18 protein-coding genes are annotated in these 21620 nt (G+C 28.2%); all 18 read left to right on the top strand.

All coding sequences use genetic code 4. From position 1 onward, the window contains the following. Positions 1-15 precede the first annotated feature (15 nt). Positions 16-660, top strand: a complete 645-nt coding sequence (gene tmk, locus E7Y35_RS04665) for a dTMP kinase (RefSeq protein WP_283271831.1) — start codon at positions 16-18, stop codon at positions 658-660. Further along, entirely contained in the window at positions 653-1489 is an 837-nt protein-coding gene (locus E7Y35_RS04660; RefSeq protein WP_283271830.1) for a DNA polymerase III delta subunit-related protein, read from the top strand. The genes tmk and E7Y35_RS04660 overlap by 8 nt, the downstream gene beginning before the upstream one ends. Position 1490: 1 nt before the next feature. Next, positions 1491-2213, top strand: a complete 723-nt coding sequence (locus tag E7Y35_RS04655; RefSeq protein WP_283271829.1) for a tRNA1(Val) (adenine(37)-N6)-methyltransferase — start codon at positions 1491-1493, stop codon at positions 2211-2213. A 9-nt stretch (positions 2214-2222) separates the two neighbouring features. Further along, complete coding sequence (tilS, locus tag E7Y35_RS04650) at positions 2223-2921, top strand: tRNA lysidine(34) synthetase TilS (RefSeq protein WP_283271828.1); 699 nt, start codon at positions 2223-2225, stop codon at positions 2919-2921. A gap of 678 nt (positions 2922-3599) precedes the next feature. Next, on the top strand, positions 3600-5621 hold the full coding sequence (gene ftsH, locus E7Y35_RS04645; protein ID WP_283271827.1) for an ATP-dependent zinc metalloprotease FtsH: 2022 nt from the start codon (positions 3600-3602) through the stop codon (positions 5619-5621). Positions 5622-5709: 88 nt separating this feature from the next. Next, positions 5710-6579, top strand: a complete 870-nt coding sequence (locus tag E7Y35_RS04640; RefSeq protein ID WP_283271826.1) for an Hsp33 family molecular chaperone HslO — start codon at positions 5710-5712, stop codon at positions 6577-6579. 114 nt (positions 6580-6693) lie between these two features. Next, positions 6694-7629, top strand: coding sequence for an ABC transporter ATP-binding protein (locus tag E7Y35_RS04635; RefSeq protein WP_283271825.1), 936 nt, complete (start codon positions 6694-6696; stop codon positions 7627-7629). A gap of 95 nt (positions 7630-7724) precedes the next feature. Continuing rightward, a complete protein-coding gene (locus tag E7Y35_RS04630) occupies positions 7725-8576 on the top strand; it encodes a hypothetical protein (protein ID WP_283271824.1) in 852 nt (283 codons plus the stop codon). Positions 8577-8621: 45 nt separating this feature from the next. Further along, positions 8622-11966: an FtsX-like permease family protein gene (locus E7Y35_RS04625; protein WP_283271823.1), complete on the top strand. Its 3345-nt coding sequence runs from the start codon at positions 8622-8624 to the stop codon at positions 11964-11966. Positions 11967-12055: 89 nt separating this feature from the next. Then, on the top strand, positions 12056-13045 hold the full coding sequence (dusB, locus tag E7Y35_RS04620) for a tRNA dihydrouridine synthase DusB (protein ID WP_283271822.1): 990 nt from the start codon (positions 12056-12058) through the stop codon (positions 13043-13045). 16 nt (positions 13046-13061) lie between these two features. Next, the gene (gene lysS / locus E7Y35_RS04615; RefSeq protein ID WP_283271821.1) at positions 13062-14564 is read left to right on the top strand and encodes a lysine--tRNA ligase; all 1503 of its coding nucleotides are present in this window, start codon (positions 13062-13064) and stop codon (positions 14562-14564) included. Between the two features lie 8 nt (positions 14565-14572). Then, on the top strand, positions 14573-15577 hold the full coding sequence (locus tag E7Y35_RS04610) for a class-II aminoacyl-tRNA synthetase family protein (protein WP_283271820.1): 1005 nt from the start codon (positions 14573-14575) through the stop codon (positions 15575-15577). After that, positions 15578-16264, top strand: a complete 687-nt coding sequence (locus E7Y35_RS04605) for an IspD/TarI family cytidylyltransferase (protein WP_283271819.1) — start codon at positions 15578-15580, stop codon at positions 16262-16264. 113 nt (positions 16265-16377) lie between these two features. Next, positions 16378-16743, top strand: a complete 366-nt coding sequence (gene rpsF, locus E7Y35_RS04600) for a 30S ribosomal protein S6 (RefSeq protein ID WP_283271818.1) — start codon at positions 16378-16380, stop codon at positions 16741-16743. Positions 16744-16847: 104 nt separating this feature from the next. Then, the gene (locus E7Y35_RS04595) at positions 16848-17297 is read left to right on the top strand and encodes a single-stranded DNA-binding protein (protein ID WP_283271817.1); all 450 of its coding nucleotides are present in this window, start codon (positions 16848-16850) and stop codon (positions 17295-17297) included. 18 nt (positions 17298-17315) lie between these two features. After that, on the top strand, positions 17316-17540 hold the full coding sequence (rpsR, locus tag E7Y35_RS04590; protein ID WP_114564870.1) for a 30S ribosomal protein S18: 225 nt from the start codon (positions 17316-17318) through the stop codon (positions 17538-17540). A gap of 88 nt (positions 17541-17628) precedes the next feature. Next, on the top strand, positions 17629-19662 hold the full coding sequence (locus tag E7Y35_RS04585; protein WP_283271816.1) for an ABC transporter permease: 2034 nt from the start codon (positions 17629-17631) through the stop codon (positions 19660-19662). A 21-nt stretch (positions 19663-19683) separates the two neighbouring features. Then, entirely contained in the window at positions 19684-21537 is a 1854-nt protein-coding gene (locus tag E7Y35_RS04580) for an ABC transporter (protein WP_283271815.1), read from the top strand. Positions 21538-21620 lie beyond the last annotated feature (83 nt).

Here is a 21620-nt window from a genome sequence, read left to right as displayed (position 1 = left end):
AGAGAGGGTGTAATAATGTTGTTTATAACATTGGAAGGAATTGATGGTTCTGGAAAGACAACAATTTCAAAATTACTAAAAGAGAAACTACGTTCAAAAGGGTACCAGGTTGTTTTAACAAGAGAACCAGGAGGTAATGAAATTGCTGAACAAATTAGAAATGTTATTTTAAGCAAACATAATTTAGGAATGGATCCTTGAACAGAAGCTTTATTATATATTGCGGCACGAAAACAACATGTTATGGAAGATATTTTACCAGCGTTAAAAGAAGGAAAAATTGTTATTTGTGATCGTTTTATGGATTCAACATCAGCTTATCAAGGTTATGCTCGTGGTTTAGGCATTCGGACATTAGATGAAGTACAATCAATTGTTTTAGGAACAACAAAACCAGATTTAACTTTATTTTTTGATATTGAACCATCAATAGCCAATGAAAGAATGAAAATTAGAAATGAAAATGAAATGAATCGCTTAGACTTGGAGCAAAAATCATTTCATGAAAAAGTATATGAAGGGTATCAAGTTTTAATTAGTGAACATTCTGACCGAATTAAAGTAGTTGATGCTCGTAAGTTAGTTAACGAAGTTTTAGAACAGGTTTATTATTATGTTGATGAAATAATTCAAAGAATAAAGGATAAGGAAAATGAGTAATTTATTTTCATCGAGTGATGCAGAAAAAATTGCGTTATTCAAAAATTTAGTTTTAGAAAATAATTTATCAAATCAGCTTTTAATTTCTTGTAATAATAAAATTAAATTAGAAACTTTTGCAATTGAAATCATTAAATTTTTATTGTGTCAAGAAAAAAAAGACTCTGATTGTCAATGTGAGACTTGTCAACGTATTAATAATAAAACTTATTATGATTTAAAAATTGGTGGTGATTTTGAAACAACAATTAAAAAAGAAACGATTCAAGAAATTATTCAAGCTTTTAGCTATTCTGCATTAGAACAAACAGGGATTAAAGTGTATCTTATCAATGGTGCAGATTTATTAACATTAGAAGCGGCTAATTCTTTACTGAAATTTTTAGAAGAGCCAAGTAAAAATACGTATGCTTTTTTATTAACAACAAACAGAACAAAAGTAATTGATACAATTAAATCACGTTGTTTAAATGTTATTTTAGAAAATACAATTAACGAATTAGATATTGATAACTTTAAAACTAAGTTTATTCAAACCTTTTTTAGAAATTTTGCCAGTACACCAGAAAATAATTTTATTCATATTCGTCAATTAAACGGTTATAATCATTTGGAATCTTCACAACTTTTTTTAGAAATTGCGAATATTTTAAAAAGAAAAGAATGAGCGAAATATGAAATTACAGATCAATCTTTAATTAAAAAACTAAATGATAAAAATACCAGATTGATTGAAATTTCTTATACGATTGCTAATTTATTGTTAGAAAATTTAAATAAGGAGTTAGTGTTAGAAAAGGGAATGATTGATTTATATAACGAGGTGTAAAGTGAAAGTTTTAAATGATTTATTAGATTATGAAGGGATTAAAATTAACCAACGAACAGATATGTTTAATTTTTCATTAGATACTGTTTTATTGGCTCGGTTTGTAACTTTAAATACTAAAACTAAAAAAATTCTTGATATTGGAACTAATAATGCTGCGATTCCATTAATTTTATCAACATTAACTTCAGCAACAATTACTGGAATTGAATTACAACAAGAGGCAGTACAGTTAGCAGAAGAAAATGTGTTGCTAAACCAGAAAACCACTCAAATTAAAATTGTGCATGATGATATTAAAGAATATATTAAGGTAAATGCTAATTTTAAATATGATTTGATTTTATGTAATCCACCGTTTTTTAAAATTGGTGAATCAAAATTAAATGAAAAAAACAAGCTATTAATTCCGGCCCGACATGAAGTAACTTTAACACTAGAAGATATTATTTTTGCCGCAAAAAAATTAATTGCTAATCGTGGCTATTTTGCAATGATTCATCGGACAACAAGATTATTTGAAATTACTTCCTTATTAACTAAATATGGTTTTAATATTAAACGGTTGCAATTTATTCATCCGTTTCAAGAAAGCGAGGCAAATAATGTTTTAATTGAAGCACGGTTTCAAGGCGGTGAGGGTATTATTATTGAAAAACCAATTATAGTACATAATAGTGATAATCAATATAGTAATGCAGTTTTAAAATTATTTCGAAAATAGGTGATTAAAATGGATGATAAACTTTTAAATCGTAATGAAAAATATGTTATTGGGGTATCGGGAGGACCAGATAGTATGTTTTTACTTGACAATATTTATCACAATCCTGAATTAGATATTAATAATTTTATTGTTTGTTTAATAAATTATCAAAAACGAGCAGACAGTGATCATGATGAACAAATTGTTCTTGAATATTGCAAAAAGCGAAATATTAAAGTTTATGTCAAAAAAGTAACAGCAGCTGATTATCAACAGTATCAAACAATTTCGCATAATTTTCAAAATATTGCTCGTGATATTCGTTATGATTTCTTTTTGCAAATTAGTAAAAAACATCATTGTCAGGGTGTCTTAATTGCCCATAATTTAACTGATCATATTGAAACATATATTCTCCAAAAACAACGCAACGGAATTGTTGAACATTATGGTTTAAATGAAATTAGTTATTATCATTCGCAGTTATTAGGTTCTAAAGTCAAAATAATTCGAGTGATGTTAAAAATAACGAGAGAAGAAATTATTGAGTATTTATTTCATAATCAAATTAATTATGCAATTGATTCAACTAATATTTTAGGAATTTATAATCGTAATATTATTCGCAATGAAATTCAACAAATTAATTTGCAAGATATGTTGTTAGAAATTAATCGAAAAAATAATGAAAATGAACAATTAAAATTAATGGCAAAAATTATTTAATTGATAATTTTGGGCAAATTAATGTTGCTAACTTTAATATTATTAATAATAGTCAATTACAAAAGATCATTATTTTTAATTATTTCAAGATGAATAATCTTGTTCAGTTAATTAGTAATAAAAAAGAAAATTTTTAAATGAAATAATTAAAGAACTAAAAAGTTCCAAGCCTAATATTATTATTAAAGTCAATAATGATTATTCTTTAGTTAAATCATACGATAATGTTGAAATTATTAATAATAATATTCTACAACCCACAACTGTTAAAATCACCCCAGCAACATTTTTTCCTCTTAAATGAAAAGACAAGATAATTTCGCAAGGAACAAAAAATAATTATGTTTTTAAAATAACAGCTAATCAATTTCCATTAACAATTACAAATGATGTCCTTTTTTTACAAAAAGTAATTCTTGCCAAAACACCTTTAAACAGATGGTTCATTAAGAATAAGGTGCCACTTTTAGCTCGGAAAAGTTATTTTATTGTAGATGCTCAAAAACAACTTGTTTATGTCAACAATTTGGTTAATTTGAAGATTAATAAATTTATTAATAATACTTGACCGGAAAAACACAATTTATTTTTTTTTATGATAAAATAGTTTAGAATTGGGTCATTATCTAAATGACTTAAAAAGATTGGTTTCAAAGTCTTAATGGAGAGGAAATGATTATGAATAAAAAAAGAATGTGATTTGCGATTATAAGTTCATTAATTTTTATTGGTCTGATTATTTTAACAATTGTGTTATGAACACGATCAGATGTTTCAAAAATTAGTGAAGGTGATATGAGAACAATCGGTAATACGCAAAAGTATAACAATAAAGATATTGATGAAATCACTATTAAGGCTGAAGTTGGTGGTAATAGTGTTGTAATGTCAGGTGTTATTAAGTATGTTGAAAATGGTGTTACAAAAACTGTTCGTTATAGTTCAGAATGAAATCGCGAAGGATTTAACAATTATTCTTATCCACTAGGGGAACCTCAAAATACTTGAGATAAAAACTTCGGTACTAAATTAAAAGGTGGTCTTGTTTCAATTGACCGTGAATTTGTACCAGTATGACAAGCAATGTTAATTCAGTTAATTCCTTGGTTACTATTAATGGGAGTTGCTGTCTTTATGGTTGTGCGATTGTCAAAAATGTCTGGTGGAATGGGTGGTGCAAATCCGTTCTCAATGGGGAAAAATAAAGCTCGTCAAATTCAATCAACAGTTAAGTTTTCAGATGTTGCTGGAATTAATGAAGAAAAAACAGAATTAGTGGAATTAGTTGATTACTTAAAAAACCCACAAAAATATTCAAGTATGGGAGCTCGTGCTCCAAAAGGAGTCTTAATGGAAGGACCACCAGGAACAGGGAAAACCTTATTGGCAAAAGCTGTTGCTGGAGAAGCGGGAGTACCATTCTTCTCGATTTCAGGTTCTGAATTTGAGGAAATGTTTGTTGGAGTTGGTGCTTCAAGAATTCGTGAAATGTTTATTGCAGCAAAAAAAGCAGCACCATGTATTATCTTTATTGATGAAATTGATGCTGTTGGGAGAAAAAGAACCGTTTCAATTGGGAGTGGTGCTAATGAACAAACATTAAACCAATTATTAGTTGAAATGGATGGTTTTGGTACTAATACTGGAGTTATTGTGATGGCAGCAACAAACCGTGTTGATGTTTTAGATTCAGCGTTGTTAAGACCTGGTCGTTTTGACCGCCAAATTCAAATTTCATTACCAGATATTAATGAACGTGAAGCAATTTTAAAATTACATGCTCGCAATAAAGCTGTTTCAACAGAAGTCGATTTTAGACGAATTGCAGAAAGAACGCCTGGTTTTTCAGGAGCACAATTAGAAAACGTGTTAAACGAAGCAGCAATTTTATGTGTTCGTAAGAATTTAAAAATTATTACAATTAATATTATTGATGAAGCGATTGATCGTGTTGTTGGGGGACCAGCAAAAGAATCACGTAAATATTCAGTAATGGATAAAGATATTGTTTCATATCATGAAGCAGGACATGCATTAATTGGTTTAAAATTAGAAGCAGCTAGCAAAGTTCAAAAAGTTACAATTATTCCACGGGGACAAGCTGGTGGATATACAATTATGACTCCAAAAGAGGAAACAATGTTCCATAGTAAAGAAAACTTATATGCAACAATTACTGGTTACTTAGGGGGACGTGCTTCAGAAGAAATTATTTTTGGAAAAACAAAAATAACAACAGGAGCGCACGATGACTTAGAAAAAGCCACAAACATTGCTCGTCATATGGTTACTGAGTATGGAATGAGTTCACTGGGATTAGTACAGTTTGAATCGCCAAAAGATGAATATACGGGGGCAACAAAACGTTATTCAGAAGATGTTGCGGCAAAAATTGATACTGAGGTTCGTAAAATTTTAGATGATTGTTATGTTACAGCAAAGGCGTTAATTTCAGAAAATCGTGATTTATTAGATTTAATTGCTGAAAGTTTAAAAATATTAGAAACAATTACTGCTGAACAAATTGAATACATCAATAAATATAATAAAGTTCCAGATGAAGTAATTGGGGAAAAAGAACGAGCAGCTAAACATAAGGAGAAAGAAGCAAAAGGTGAAATATTAGAAGTTAAACCAAAAGAACGCAAAAAAGATCATCCTGAAGAAGAAAAAAATAAAGAATCAGATAACAAAGAGTAGGAAATTACCCCCTACTTTTTTATTTTACTTTTAAAAGTAGTTGTACTATAATTGCAGGGTGAACAGAATTATGAAGGAGTTTGATAAAATGAATAAAGATAAAGTAATTAAGGCAATTAGTAATTCCCACAATGTAAAAATGACTGTTGTGGATGCAACTGAATCGCTAAACAATATTATTAAATTACATGAAACTAATCCGTTAGCAACAATTGCTTTGTCCAGAGTTGTCTTAGCAACAATTTTAATTGGTAGTGACATGAAAAATGCAACTGATAAAATGACAGCTATTATTAATGGAAATGGACCAATCGGAACAATTATGGCGGAATATACTGGTCATAAAGTTCGTGCCTTTTGTGGAAATCCACAATTTGATGTTGAACAAATTGATCGCAGCCAGAACGTGATCTCACAAGTCGTAGGAACTGATGGTTATTTACGAGTGATGAAAGACTTGGGAATGAAAGATAGTTTTTCTGGGCAAATTGAATTGATTTCTGGAGAAATTAATTTAGATTTTACTTATTATTTAGCACAAAGTGAACAAATTAAATCGATTATTGCTTGTTCAATTAAAATGAATGATGATAATACAATTGCAAAAGCGATTGGTTTTTATGCGCAATTATTACCAGAACACAATGATGAAGATATTGACTATTTAGAAGAAAAAGTTGGCAATTTAGAAAGTATTAGTCATAAATTAATTGCCGAAAGTGATTTAACTAATATTTTTAAATTAATTGATGAAAATGCAAAAGTATTAGAAACTGATTCTGTGACATTTGAATGCAGTTGTTCATATGAAAAAGCTTTGGCATCAGCTAAATTATTAGGTGATGAACAATTAAATGAAATTTTAGAAAAAAATAGTGAAGTTGAAATTGTATGTGACTTTTGTCGTAAAAAATATACTATTAAAGCTGCTGATTTAAAAAGTTTATTAAAAGAATAGTTTTAATAAATATAAATAAGTTGATAAAATTAAAATAATTTTGTTATTATATTACTATGATAAAAATTAATTGCAAAATGTAATGTGATATTTACCAGGGGAGGAAAAAACAAAATGGCTGAAATGGGAAAAACACCTAATACAGAAGAAACAAAGACTAAAGGAAAGCAATCTAAAGTAAAAGAACCAAAAGAAAAAAAAGAGAAAATCGATTATACTGCAGTTAAAGAATTTAAACAAAAACTAAGAGAACAAAAAAAACAAACTAAATTATATTCAAAACGAATTTTAAAAGGGGAAGTAATTTCTACAACCGGAATAGAACCAGATACAAGTAAATATGTTATTGAACTAGTAAATGTTAAAAAATCATATATTACAGGAGAAGTTGAAACACCAGTTTTAAAAGGAATTGATTTAAAATTAGAAAAAGGAGACTTTATTGTTATTTTAGGACCTTCTGGGTCAGGGAAAACAACATTACTAAATATTATTTCAGGATTAGATAAAGTTTCAAGTGGTGATGTTTTTGTTATTGGTTATAATCTGTCTTTATTAAAAGATGTTGATTTAACAAAATTCCGAAGAGATAATGTTGGGTTTATTTTTCAACAATATAACTTATTAACTAATTTAACTGCCAAAGAAAATGCAGAAGTTGGTGAAAACCTAAGTAAAAATAAGAACAAAGATATGACAATTAAAGATATTTTTGAGACAATTGGGATGGAAGAACAAATGAACAAATATCCACACCAAATGTCAGGTGGTCAACAACAGCGGGTTTCAATTGCTAGAGCATTAGCAAAAAATCCAGATATTTTGTTTGGTGATGAACCAACGGGGGCTTTAGATGAAGAAATGGGTCGAAAAGTACTTGAGATTTTAGTTGATGTTAACAAAAAATATAAAACAACAGTTATTATTGTTACTCATAACCCAAATATTGCGGATATTGCAAATACAGTTATTCATGTTCGAAATGGATTAATTGATCAAATTAAAAAAAATACAAATCCCAAAAAACCAAGTGAAATTGACTGGTCTTAATCTATGAAACGTTAATAATAGCGTTTTATAGATTTTTTTATTATAATAAATATAAATAGTTTGAAAGTAGAAAAAAGAAAGGAACAGTGCTAATAATGGGAATTTATCAAGATTGTATTAATCAAAAAATAATTTCAGAAAATAATACCTTCCATTATAATGTTGGTAATTATATTTTTTACATTGCTTCTTTTTTAATTATCACAGGAGTTACTGTATTAATTAATTCCAAGCGTGCTTTTAAATTTAATAATTATAAAAACCAAAATGTTAGCCAAGTAAATTATTTTTTTCATATTATTTTTATCATTGTGTTTTGTCTTCTTAATATCAGTCTCTTTTTTGCACAAATAAAATTTGAAAGCGTGATTTTTTTATTGCACACATATTTTTGATATTTCTTTATTCCAACTTGGATTTTATGAATTATTGCTATTTTAGCTCGAAACAATTTTTTCTTTTTAATTGCAAAAACAATTTTGTTAATTATTTTATTTCTAATTCTAACGCCATGAACATTTTTAGTATCATTAAAAACTATTAATTATTTTTTACATTTCATTTTATTTAATGTTTTAACTAATATTTTGCGTAGTATCTTAGTATTATGTTTTGTGCTTATCTTTTTATTAATGATAAAGTTATGTTTATTAAATTTATTACAGAAGGTAATTGCAAAGATTAGTACTAATAAAATGGAAAAAACACTTTTTTTCCTACTGAAAATGCAACAAGCAACTGTAAAAACGTTAGCAACAACATATACAATGGACTTTTTTTTAATTTATCTTAATAATTTAACTAATGATAAAAATAGTAAAGTTAATCTGAATGATGAATATAATCTTGATGAAAAATGTGAGTCATTGTTATTAACCCAAAATGACAATAGTATTAAGGAGACAAAAATCATTATTAATGGTTGAAAACTAACTTTACGAAATTAATTTTTTCTTATTTTTTAATAAAAATTTAAGAAAAGAGGAAGAAAGATGAAAAAAGTTTTAAAAAGTTATATTAGAACCTATCTTAAACAATGAGTTGAATCATTAGGCTTAATTTTATTTGTAACAATTTTATCTTTAGCAGTAATTGGGATTTTAGCATCACCGCTACAATTATCGGGCAAAAACAAAAGCATTAATCAAGAAGCAAATACTTGAAATTATAGTTTAATTAGTTCACCAAGTAAATTTGAAAATGAGTTTACTTATAATTATTTTGTTGCTGAGTCAACAGCTTATAACTTGGCACCAATTAAAGGTCCAAATCAATTAGGAATTCTATCACAAGTTGGTTATGATGCTTTAAAAAATAAAGATAATGATCCAATTGGCAATGTTGAAAATCAATTAGCATGGGGAGAAGATTTGAAAAATATTTTAAACAATTATTTTTGATGAACAGAAACACCAACTAACCTTAGTTATGGGGGGAAAACATTATTAGCTAGTGAAGTTTTTAATGATATTTTTAAAGACACAGTAAAAAATTATTATAATGATGCTTCGTATTATGTTAATAGTAAAATTATAGAAACCTTTCAAAATCAACTTGCCTTATCAGTTGATCTAGAATTTTATTATGAATCATACGCAACGCCAACAGCAATTGCACCAGATGGTTATTATTATATTACGAGTGGAACTAAAAAAATTAATCCCACTTTAGGAAAATGAATTGATAACTTAGTTATGTTAAAAGGAGACAATAAAACCCAGGACAATAAAATTGTTGTTACTGATAAATTTGCAAAGGACAATAATTATCATTTAAATGATAAAATTAATTTTTACGTTTTAGGAACATTAGTTCCCGAATTAAACAATCCAGTTATTAGCGGTTTTGGAACAAAAGTAGATACTTTATCACAAGCGGATTATTTTTCAATGATGGGGGACCCCATTAAATATGCTGCTGTTTTTGTTAATGATAATACCTTAAATAAAATGTATCAAAATGTTTGATTAAATCAAAATAAACCAAAAAGTTTTAATTTTGGTATCAACCAAAAAATTAATTTTTTAAATAATTCATCATTTGTTACTTTGCGAAATGCTTTTGCTCAAAAAAATAATTTCGATAAATCAGTTTATTTAGCAAGTAGTGGGGTTTTAACGGCATATGATTCATTAGGACCAGTTTCAAAGATTAGTTCAATGAAAGTAACAACAACAATTTATACTATCCTAGGAATTGGAATGATTATTTTAGCATTTATTTTTATTAGTTTTGTAATGAAAAAAGAAATGAACAAAACAAGAAAACAATTGGGAATTTTTAAAGCATTGGGATATCGGACTAGTGAGTTGGTTTGAATTTTTACTATTAAAACACTATTAACAATTATGGGTGGTTTAATTTTAGGATATTTACTTTCCATTCCATTGCAAATTTACATGTATGGTCAATTTGAAACACTGGTAACAATTAGTTATGATAAGGTTTATGCTGGATGAGGTTTTATGACAATAATCTTTGTAATTGTTCCCATCTTCTTTACAATTGCTTCATATATTACAACCTTTTTATATATTAAAGAACCAATTCTATCATTAGTAAATAATGTTGCAAAAGGTCATAAAACAGTACGTGCTGGGATAATATCACGATCATTGTCAAAACGCGGTAAAGCATTTACCTGGCGTTTGCAACTTGCCTTTACTTCTCGAAATAAAGGGAAATTTGCTTTAACAATTATTTTATTTTTCTTTTCATCACTATTGTTGATTTTAATGTTAGGAGCAACAGATGTTGCCAAATCAATTACTGGTGGGATGTTTAATATGTTAAATAGCAAATTAGATCATACGTTAACATTTAATAATTTTCCACGAATTAATGGTAATGGTCAAAAAAATGGTCAGTTAGTTATTAGTGACCAAGAATATCAACAGTATGATTTTAAATTTAAAACTTATCATAATGTTAGTGATATTACAAAAACCAATCAGACCGCAGCAAACTTTCATGAGGCTTTTACTAAAATTGATCCAACTTCACCAACTGCAGGACAACAATATATTGCTTTACTGCAAAGCTATGACGTTCAAGATCAAAACGGTAATAATCAATACTTGTATCTAAAAGATTTAAAAACAATCTTTACTGTAATGAGTGTTAACAATACTTTTACTCAAAATAAATTTGACCCAAATACTTATCCAAATTTAATGAGTTTAATGTTAAACGCCATTATGCTGGATGATGGTGCTAATTCAGTTGTAACCTTTAATGATTTTTGATACAATCCCAACCAAGAAACAACTTTTTATTCATTACCAGTTATTTTAGATAGTAATCTTGATGAACCAGGGATGACAATTAAAGGACTTAATAATAATGGCAATGTTGGAGGTTATTATGATAATGCCTTAAATTGAACCGGAATTTCCCAACAACAAGTTGCTGAAATTTTTAAACCAACAAATACGCCAAATAAAATTAAAGGATTAATTTCCTACAAATTAGCACGAAATGCTAATTATAAAACTGGTGATATTTTTAAAGTAAAAACAGAGACACCAAATAAAACTAGTGTTGAAGTTGAAGTTGTTGGGGTTATTAAAAATAATACTGTTACTGACGATATTTATACTAGTTATGACAATGTAATGCATAATTTATTTATTGCAAACACAATTGATCCAAATCAGCCAGAGAAAAATGTTTACAATGGTTTGTATTCGCAGCAAAAAATGTATCGGGGTAAAATTGATTTAAAAAACATGGCAAAATCAATTCAAAATTTAAAATTTATTGGGAATAATTTAGCAATTGCTGCGAAACATAATCAATCAATTTGAGATGCATTACTTAACATTAATACTAAAACCGTAACTGCTACTTTAATTAGTACAAAAGCGGGATCAGGAAGAAATGATTTTGGTATTCTCCCATTAAATATTCTGCGAACTTCAGTTGATGATATGTTAACAAAAATGAACAGTTCAATGTTAATGTTTGAATTATTAGTGGCATTAATTATTTTAATCTTATTAGTAGTTGTAGTAATGGTTATTATTGATGAATTAATTCCAATTATTTTAACAATGAAAGCAATTGGATATAATAATCGCAAGATTAACTTTGTTGTAATGGGTAGTTATGTTATTGGGGTTGTCGTTGCCTTTATTATGGCGTGGTTTGCTTCAATCCTAATTTGGCAAGGACTTGGAATTTTAATTTACAAGCTCTTTAAAATTGTTTTAAATATTCCAATTGATATTAAAGGACCATTAATTGCTTTAGTTATTATTACTATTATTTTATTAACATCATGATTTATGGCAATGAATTCAATTAAAAAACGACGTGTAACAGAAATTACTAATTAATATTAAAAATAACTTTATTTTATTGAATTTATAATATTTTTTTATTAAGATTTACCTAATGACTATTAATTAAAGAAGGAATTAAAGAGATGAAAATAGGGAATATTGATATTAAAGGACAAGTTTTTTTAGCACCAATGGCAGGAATTACGAATGAGGCATTTCGAATTATTTGTCATGAATTAGGTGCAGGATTAGTCTATGCAGAAATGGTTAGTGATAAAGCAGTTTTACAACGTAATGAACGAACTTTACAAATGATTAAAGTAAATAAATTAGAACACCCAATCTCAATGCAAATTTTTGGAACTGATGTTGAAACATTTGTTGAAGCAGCTAAATATGTTGATCAAAATAGTGACTGTGATATTATTGATATTAATATGGGTTGTCCAGCACCCAAAATTGCAATTAAATCACAGGCAGGTTCATTTTTGCTAAAACATCCCCGTCGTGTTTATGAAGTTGTTAAAGCGGTGGTTGAAAATATTAGTAAACCAGTAACTGTTAAAATTCGCATTGGTTGAGATGAAGAAAATATTAATTGTGTTGAAATTGCAAAGTATTGTGAACAGGCCGGAGCAAAAGCAATTGCAGTACATGCTCGCACGCGTAATCAATTTTATTCAGGAAAAGCTGATTGAAGTTGAATTAAAAAGGTAAAAGAAAGTGTTAGTATTCCTGTAATTGGTAATGGTGATGTTTTTAGTTGCGAAGATGCTAAACGAATGTTAGATGAGACAGGTTGTGATGCAATTATGTTAGCACGAGGTGCGCAAGGAAATCCGTGAATTTTTAAGCAAATTCAACATTTTCTTGATACGGGGGAAAAAATTGAGCAGCCATCATTAGATGAATGACAAAGTATTATTTTCCGTCATGCTGAATTATTATTAAATTTAAAAGGAGAACGTGTTGCGGCGAGTGAAATGCGGAAAAATTTAGCATTTTATTTTAAAGGAAAACCAGAGGCAACAAGTTATAAAACACGAGCAACACAAATAAATACAATATTTGAGTTAAAAACGCTTGTTAATGAATATATTGACTATTATAATAATAATAGTTTTGGTAAATAATAAAAGGAGAGTTAAAATGGATAAACGTGATTTTACAGAACAAGAACAAATTAGACGTGATAAATTAGAAAAGTTAGTTAAAGATGGCCATAATCCTTTTATAATTGCAAAATTTGAACGCACACACACTAGTGCAGAGGTTAATGAACAATTTAATAATTTGTCAAAGGAAGAATTAAGTGCAATTACTGATAAAACAACAGTAAAAATTGCTGGACGAATTAAAACATTTCGTGAAGCAGGAAAAGCCACTTTTGCAACATTACAAGATCAAGATGGTATTTTTCAAATTTATATCCGTAATGATGAAATTGGGGATGAAAAGTACCAAGAATTCGTTGACTTTGATTTAGGTGATATTATTGGTGTTAGTGGGGTAATGATGAAAACAAACACCGGTGAATTAACAGTTCGTGTGAAAGAATTTGTTTTATTGTCAAAAGCTTTACGCCCATTACCAGACAAATACTATGGGATGACAGATATTGAAGAAAAATACCGTCGTCGTTATGTTGATTTAATTATGTCAGCTGAAACAAAAGATATTTTTATTAAACGAAGTAAAATCATTGCTTTAATGCGTGCCTTTTTTAATAGTAAAGGATATTTAGAAGTTGAAACACCCGTTCTGCAACCAATTCATGGTGGTGCTGCAGCAAAACCATTTACTACCCATCACAATGCATTAGATATGAATTTTTATTTACGAGTAGCAACTGAATTACCATTAAAACGATTAATTGTTGGTGGTTTTGAAGGGGTTTATGAAATTGGCCGTTTATTTCGAAACGAAGGAATGGATACTCGTCATAATCCCGAATTTACAACAGTTGAAATTTATGTTGCCTACCAAGATATGAGTTTTATGATGCAACTAACAGAAGATACAATTTGTTATATTGCAAAAAACATTTTAAATAAAGATGAGACAGAATATGATGGGGTCACAATTTCATTTAAACAGCCATGGAAACGTTGACATATGGTTGATGCAATTAAAGAGATTGCGGGGGTTGATTTTTGAAAACCAATGTCTTTTGAAGAAGCAAAAAAAATTGCTAAGGAAAAAAATGTTTCAATTGAAAAATTTCATACTTCAGTTGGACATATTATTAATTTATTTTTTGAAGAATTTATTGAAGACAAATTAATACAACCAACATTTATTTATGGTCATCCCGTTGAAGTTTCACCATTAGCAAAAACAAACGCAGCAGATTCGCGTTTTACTGACCGTTTTGAATTGTTTATTAAAGGACGTGAGTATGCTAATGCTTATTCAGAATTAAATAACCCTGTTGAACAATATGATCGTTTTGTTAGTCAGTTAGCAGAACGTGACAACGGTAATGATGAAGCACAAGAATTGGACATTGATTTTGTTGAAGCATTGGAATATGGAATGCCACCAACAGGTGGTCTAGGAATTGGAATTGATCGTTTAGTTATGTTATTAACAGGACAAGATTCAATCAAAGATGTTTTATTATTCCCTCATATGCGGCCAAGAGGAAAATAGGTGATTATATGGCATATGATATCCAAATTGGATATAGTTCAATTTTAACATTACGAGAAACAGTAGAAGCAATTAGTTTAGTGAAACGTGAGTTGGTTCGTCGTCTTATTATTCAATTTAATCTTTTAAAAGTTGATGCACCTTTAATTAGTAGTGCGGAAAAAGGATTAAATGATGACTTTCAAATGACAGAACGACCAATTGACTTTGATATTTCACCAAGTAATTTAGTTGGTGAAATTTTACAATCGCACAATAAATGACGAAGAAGTGCAATTGTTCGTTATGAATTAGATGAAAATGAAGGAATTTTAACCACAGCAATGGTTCTTCGCCGTGATATTAAACAATCAAATAGTCAGGCTGTAACTTTTAGTGAAATTGGATTTGATTTATTATTAGATGAGAAAAAAATTACATTATTAAAAATTCAAGAAACAATTGATAAAGTAATTAATATTATTACTGAAGTTGAAGATATTTTATTATTAAAATTTCCACGATTAAATAAAAAATTTGGTAAAAAACTAAATTGAACAAGCCATTCTGAATTGCAAAAAGCGATGCGCTTATTAAGTCATCAAGAACGTTTAAATCGTTATACCCGAGAACATGGGGCGACAATTTTATATGGTTTAAAAAAAATTATTACTAATAATACGATTGAGATTAGTGAGTCCCAAGATGTTTTTAATTGAGAATTATATGCCAAAATTTTTGTTTATGATTTTATTTTAGAAAAAGCAATTTGTCTTGGTTATTGTGCTGCTAGTGTTAACCGTGATGTTTTAAAAGAACAGCTCGCTATAACAAAAGAAACAATTAAATTAAAAACAGAATATGATGCAAAAGTAGCAACAGATGAACTCCCAGTAACCTTATCGTTCGGTCTTTATAAATCACAGTTAGATTTGTTTTTGTTAGAGAAACAACATATTGGTGAAGTGATTGCTTCAGTTTGAAGTGATGATTTTTTAGAATATGCAGCAAAAAATGGAATTGATATTTTATAGATGAAAAATTATACTGTAATTATTGTCGCGGGAGGGAATTCATCGCGGTTTAACCAAAAAGAGAATAAATTATTATATAAAATTAATGATACTAATACAGTTATTGAAAAGACATTAGCATTATTTTTAAGTGATCCTTTTTGCACGGAAATTATTGTTGGAGTTAACGGTAAAATATTAAATTTTTTAGGAAAGAAAAATTATCAAGATCATAGACTTCACTTTGTAATGGGTGGTCGTGAACGAGTTGATACAATTTATCATTGTTTAATTAATCATAAGATCAAAAATGAGATGGTGATGATTCATGATGGTGTTCGTTGTTTTGTTAGTTTAAATCTTGTTAATAAATTAAATCAAACTTTTTGCAAAAAGAATTATGAAGTTTTAATTCCAATGTTGCCAATAACAGAAGCACTTAAAAAGGTTAATAACTACCTTGTTGAAGAAACGATTAATCGGAATGAGTATTTTACAATTCAAACACCACAAGTCTTTACAACAACATTATTATATAATGTTTATGAAGAATATTTTCGTACCAAAAATAGCAAAATAATTTATGATGATAGTTATTTAGTTGAATTATTTGCTAAAAAAACAAAGATTCATACAATACTAGGAGAAAAGCAAAATATTAAAATAACTTATCCAGAGGATTTAAAATTATTAAATTTAGGTAAATAAACCTTACAATTATAGCCAATATAAGGTATAATTTAGGTCGAGTTAATAATGCTTTAATGATGATTATTAGCTCCTTGTCCGAATAGGACCTAGACCAAAAGGAGGAAAATAAAGTGCGTAAGTATGAAATTATGTATATCTTAAATCCAGAAGCAACTAATTTAGACGAATTAGAAGGTCGTCTACACAAAATTTTAGAAGCTAATGGTGGAAAAATTGAAGAACACGGGAAATGAGGGGTTAGACCTTTAGAATATCCTATTAGAAAGAAAACAAAAGGATATTATGGTGTATTAATTGTTAATACAACCTCAGAAAATATTGATGAGTTTGTTCGTATTAGTCACATTGAGCAAGATGTTTTACGAATTTTAGTAATTAATACTGAAAAAGAAAAAGGATATATTCAATCAACTGTTTATGCAAAAACAGAAGTTAAGAATGATAAGCCAGACCGTGACCGTAAACCAGGAAATTAAAAACCAGATTATTATAAACGTAATGAACAACGTGTTGGTGGTGACGAACCTAAAACAGTAAAACCAGTTGAAGCAAAAGAATAATTGAGGAGAGTGAAAGAGTTATGTTAAATCGAGTTTCATTAGTAGGAAGAATAACACGTGATTTAGAATTAAAAAATTCTGTTAATAACAAACCTTTTGTGGCTTTTACCTTGGCAGTAAATAATAATTTTAATGATCAAGCATCATTTATTTCATGTTTTGTTTGAAATAAGACAGCAGAAAATATGGCCCGTTATTTAAAAAAAGGTTCATTAATTGCTTTAGATGGCCGTTTACAAACAAGAACAGATAATGTTAATGGACAAATGACAACAATTATGCAAGTAGTTGCAGACAATGTTTCGTTTTTAGATTCAAGAGGAGCAGGGACAATTGCTAATATGGCGACTCCAGCTCCAGAATCTAATGATTTTAACAATATGACTTCTTTCAATCAAACAGAGTCACAAGAAAATAATAACAATGATAGTATTAGTTTTGATGGTGATGACGCAATTTTGTGAGATTAAAAAGAAAGGAAACAAAAAATGAATCCAAAATTTAAACGTTTTAAAAAACAATGTTATTTTACAAAAAATAAAATAACATATATTGATTACAAAGATATTGAATTATTAAAAAAATTTATTTCTGGTAATGGCCAAATCTTGCCGAAAAGAGTTACTGGAACAACAGCTAAAAACCAAAGAATGTTAGCAACCGCAATTAAAAGAGCACGTCAAATGGCTTTATTACCATTTGTTATTGATTAAAAAATACTTATAAAAATAAGTATTTTTTCTTTTTTCGTGTAGAATTAAAATGATGTAAAGAACAGTAAAAAAGTTAAGGGATGACATTATGTTAGAGAATCCAAAATTTAGTAATGTTTTTAAAACAGAAGCAAAAGAAAAAATAGGGAAGAGTCGGCTACAAATAATTAAGTTTATCTTAATTTGTTTTGTACCTTTTTTGTATGGTTTTATTTGTTCATGAGCTTTTTGAAATCCATTAACTAAAATTGGCAGTATTCCAATGGCAATTGTTGATAATGATAATCCTCCTTGTGTGGCTTATGCCGTTAAAAAAACTGGTACTGATGAAAATAATTTGTTAACATCACCATTTGTGGAATATTTGCATGTTAATAATGCTTCAACTTGTCAAGAAAAAAGTAAAGAATGATTTAATAATAATCCGAATATTGATAAAAATATTTATAAACTACAATATCGCTTTGATAGTATGGTTAATTTATCAGTAACTAATAATAAATTTTATAATGCCGATGCAAAATCATTAGAATTAGAACAAAATGGAATGACAATTAAATTAAACTATTTACAAGGAGATGAAACTAACTTTAAACCAGCTGACAAATATTGAGCTCAATTGCAAGTTAGTCGTGGATTCACGGAAAATATTTTTAAATTAATGCGAGCAGTTGGCAACCATAGTCCAACAGAAGTTGTCAAAAGTTTAGATTTTTTGATTAATAATATGCCACAGTTTTGATCAACATATAAACAAAACTTTTTAGCTGGCCAAGTTTTATATACTTTTACACAAATTAAAACAGCGTTGGTCCATTCAACTTTACCAGAGGTTTTAGGCACTTCAATGTTCTGAGCTTTTGCAAAATGAGATGAAACAACTAATGTGCATTATTTAACAGGACGTGATTTTAGTAATTATTTAGAAAATATTTTACTATTAATTGGTCCAAATACCCCAATTGGGAGAGCAGTTTTAAATTATGTTCAAGATAATTATCCACAATATTATGATATTACTAAAAAAGTTTTGGAATTAATTGAAACAACTGGGAAACAATTTCTTGATGATTTTGTCCGTGAGATTTTTCCTGATTTAGATGCGCATGTTACTTGAACCCAATATAGTGAAAAAGCACAACAAGTAATTCGTGATTGAACAAGTTTAAATTCATCAATTTTTCAAATTCCAGTTCATATTCAAGGTTATCAATATGGTGAATATGGCATTGGTTTGGGAGAATTTTTTATTGCAATTGCGATGTGAGTTGGTGTGTTAATGCAAACGTTTATTTTTGACCGTACTTGTCGGATAAAACGAGCCAAATGGTATCAACATTATTTTTCAAAATTATTATTAATGTTAATTACAACAATAATTCAAACAACAATTTTAGCGATTTCATTAGCACTATTAGGATATAGTAAACTGGGGACTAGTTTTGCTTTATTATATCTTTGACTATTGCTATGCAGTCTTATTTTTACCATTATTGAACATGCCATTTGATTTGCCCCGGCTGATGGTGATGTTGGAAAGTATTTGATTGTTATTTATTTAATTTTGAATTTAACGTCTGGTTGAGGAACCTTCCCATCATTTATGCAAGCAGGCTTTTTTAATGTTGTTTCCGTTTTGACTCCTTTCAAATATGCCATCCATGGTATGGGAAATATTATTTATGGAATTGGTACGGGAGAAGGTTCGTTAATACAATATCAAACTGAAATCTTGCAAAATATGGGGATATTATTAATTTGGATCCCAATTCTAGTAATAATTAGTTTAAGTTTAACTTATTTATGACGACAAAAAGAACAATATGGAACTTTTGACATAAAAGTATTAAAAAATGTGTTTGTAAAAAATAATATTAGTATTAATAAAAATGTTTATCGTACTTTAAATGGTTTAAGTGAGCAAGAAGTTGAAATAGTAAAAGAACAAGTTTTAATTAATCATCATGAAACATTTGAAGAACAAAAGAATAAGAAGATAAAGCGGATGGAAGCAAAATTTGATAAGACAAGAAATCCAAAATATTTATATAAAATTAAAAAAATTAAAGCAAAAGGTTATTTGATTGATTCAGAAGAAGAGGACCGTGATAGCATAATATAATTATTGTTAAGGAGGAAAGTTATGGATAACAAAGATAAATTGCCAACTTTTAAAAAAATCTTTAAAAAAGAATGGCAGGAGCAAACAGTTAAAAATAAGAAACGAATTATAAAATTTGTTGCAATTTGTATTGTGCCATTTTTATATGGTTTCTTTTGTGTTTGGGCTTTTTGAAATCCATTTCTTAAAACAGATCAAATTCCAATGGCAATTGTTAATCGTGATGCAAACTTATGTGTAGTTTATAAACCTAAAAGTGTTGATGATCAATCAATTGCAAATGGAACAGATATTCAGTATGTTAATGCAACTGATGAAGCAAGTTGTGTTGCTGCAGCTAAACAAGGTAAAATTGCTCGTTTTACAAGTGTTAGTGATAATGCTGTTACTGGTCCAAGTTATTATGATAAAGAACATAATAATGTTAAAATTAATGTTAGTACTATTACATTGAAATTAGATTATTTAAAAAATAAAGATACTAATTTTAATCCAATTGACAAATATTGAGTTCAATTGCGAATTCCTGAAAATTATTCCGTCCACTTAATTAATATTTTAAAAAACATTGCTAATCCAGTATTTGACCATGATCAATTTTTAACAGATGTTAGGTGAATGGGCAATAATCCGATTAATTTGTGAGCGACCTATAAACAAAATTTTTTAATTGGTTATTTTGCTACAACCTTCACTAATTTACGAGAAAGTTTTGTTCGAGAAGCGGTACCGCAATTAATTTTGCCAATGTTGTATACTATTTTATCTAATCCGGATGGGACAGTAAATCGTACGACTTATAATGATTATGTTCAAAGTATTAAGACAGATAATTTAATTAATGAAACAAATAATTTAGTTAATCAGGGTGAATTGACTTCAGCGCAGGGAAAAATTATTATTTCGTTATTAAAAGTGTTTGGATTAGTAAAAGGACCCATAGTGCAATTTATTTTTGGATCAGAAAATGTTGTTAGTAAAGATCAATATTTTACCAATAGTGATGAATTAGGGAAACATTTGAAAGATGTTGGAAGTATTATTGATATTCCCTATAAAGTGCAAGGCTATCAATATAATAAATATGGGATTGGTTTAGGCGAATTATTTATGTTAATTGGTGTTTGAGTTGGAGCGTTAACACAAACATTTGTTTATGATCGTAAGGGTAGAACCAAATACACATTATCTTATCAACATTATTTTAGTAAATTATTACTAATGTTATGTACATCCTGAATTCAAGTCACGGTGATGATGCTTTCATTATTAATTTTAGGTTTCGGTCAAATTGGCCCTGCTTATGCTTTATTATGGTTATGAATGCTCTTTTTAGGATCACTTTTCAATATTATTATTTGTTCGATTTGGTTAGCAATTCCAGATGAAATGCTCGGTCGTTTTATTGCTGTTATTTATCTAATCATTAATTTGTCAGCTGGTTGAGGAACCTTCCCATCCTTTATGCAAAATAAATTTTTTGATGTTTTATCATATATATCACCATTCCGTTATGGTTTACATAATATTGGAACAATAATATATGGGTTATCTTCCCCAACAAGTATTGGTATTGGTCAGTATCAAACTGAAATTGTCAAAAATATGGGTATTTTATTTATTTGGGTTATTGTTTTTGTTATAATTGGATTAGTAGGAACCTACTATCGTTTCTTAAAAATAAAATATGGAACAATTAAAATAAAAGTAATTTATCAGGCAATGAATAATATTGATCATATTAAAGATTATGGGAAAACTATTAGTACGTTAACATATTTAACACCAGAAGAACAAATTTTAATAAAAACAGAAGTATCTGTCCAATTATTAGCAAAGCAAACAGAAAAGAAACTAAAGAAACAACATAAATAATTATTTATAGAATCTTAATATTTTTTGCCTTCTTTTTCAAATGAATCACCGACTATTTTATGGTATTATTTAAATACTAATTT

This window comes from Spiroplasma sp. SV19 (assembly GCF_030060925.1).
GTDB lineage: Bacteria > Bacillota_I > Bacilli_A > Mycoplasmatales > Mycoplasmataceae > Spiroplasma.
The sequence above is the reverse complement of the archived record's forward strand: the minus strand, read 5'-3'. Positions and strand labels throughout refer to the sequence as shown.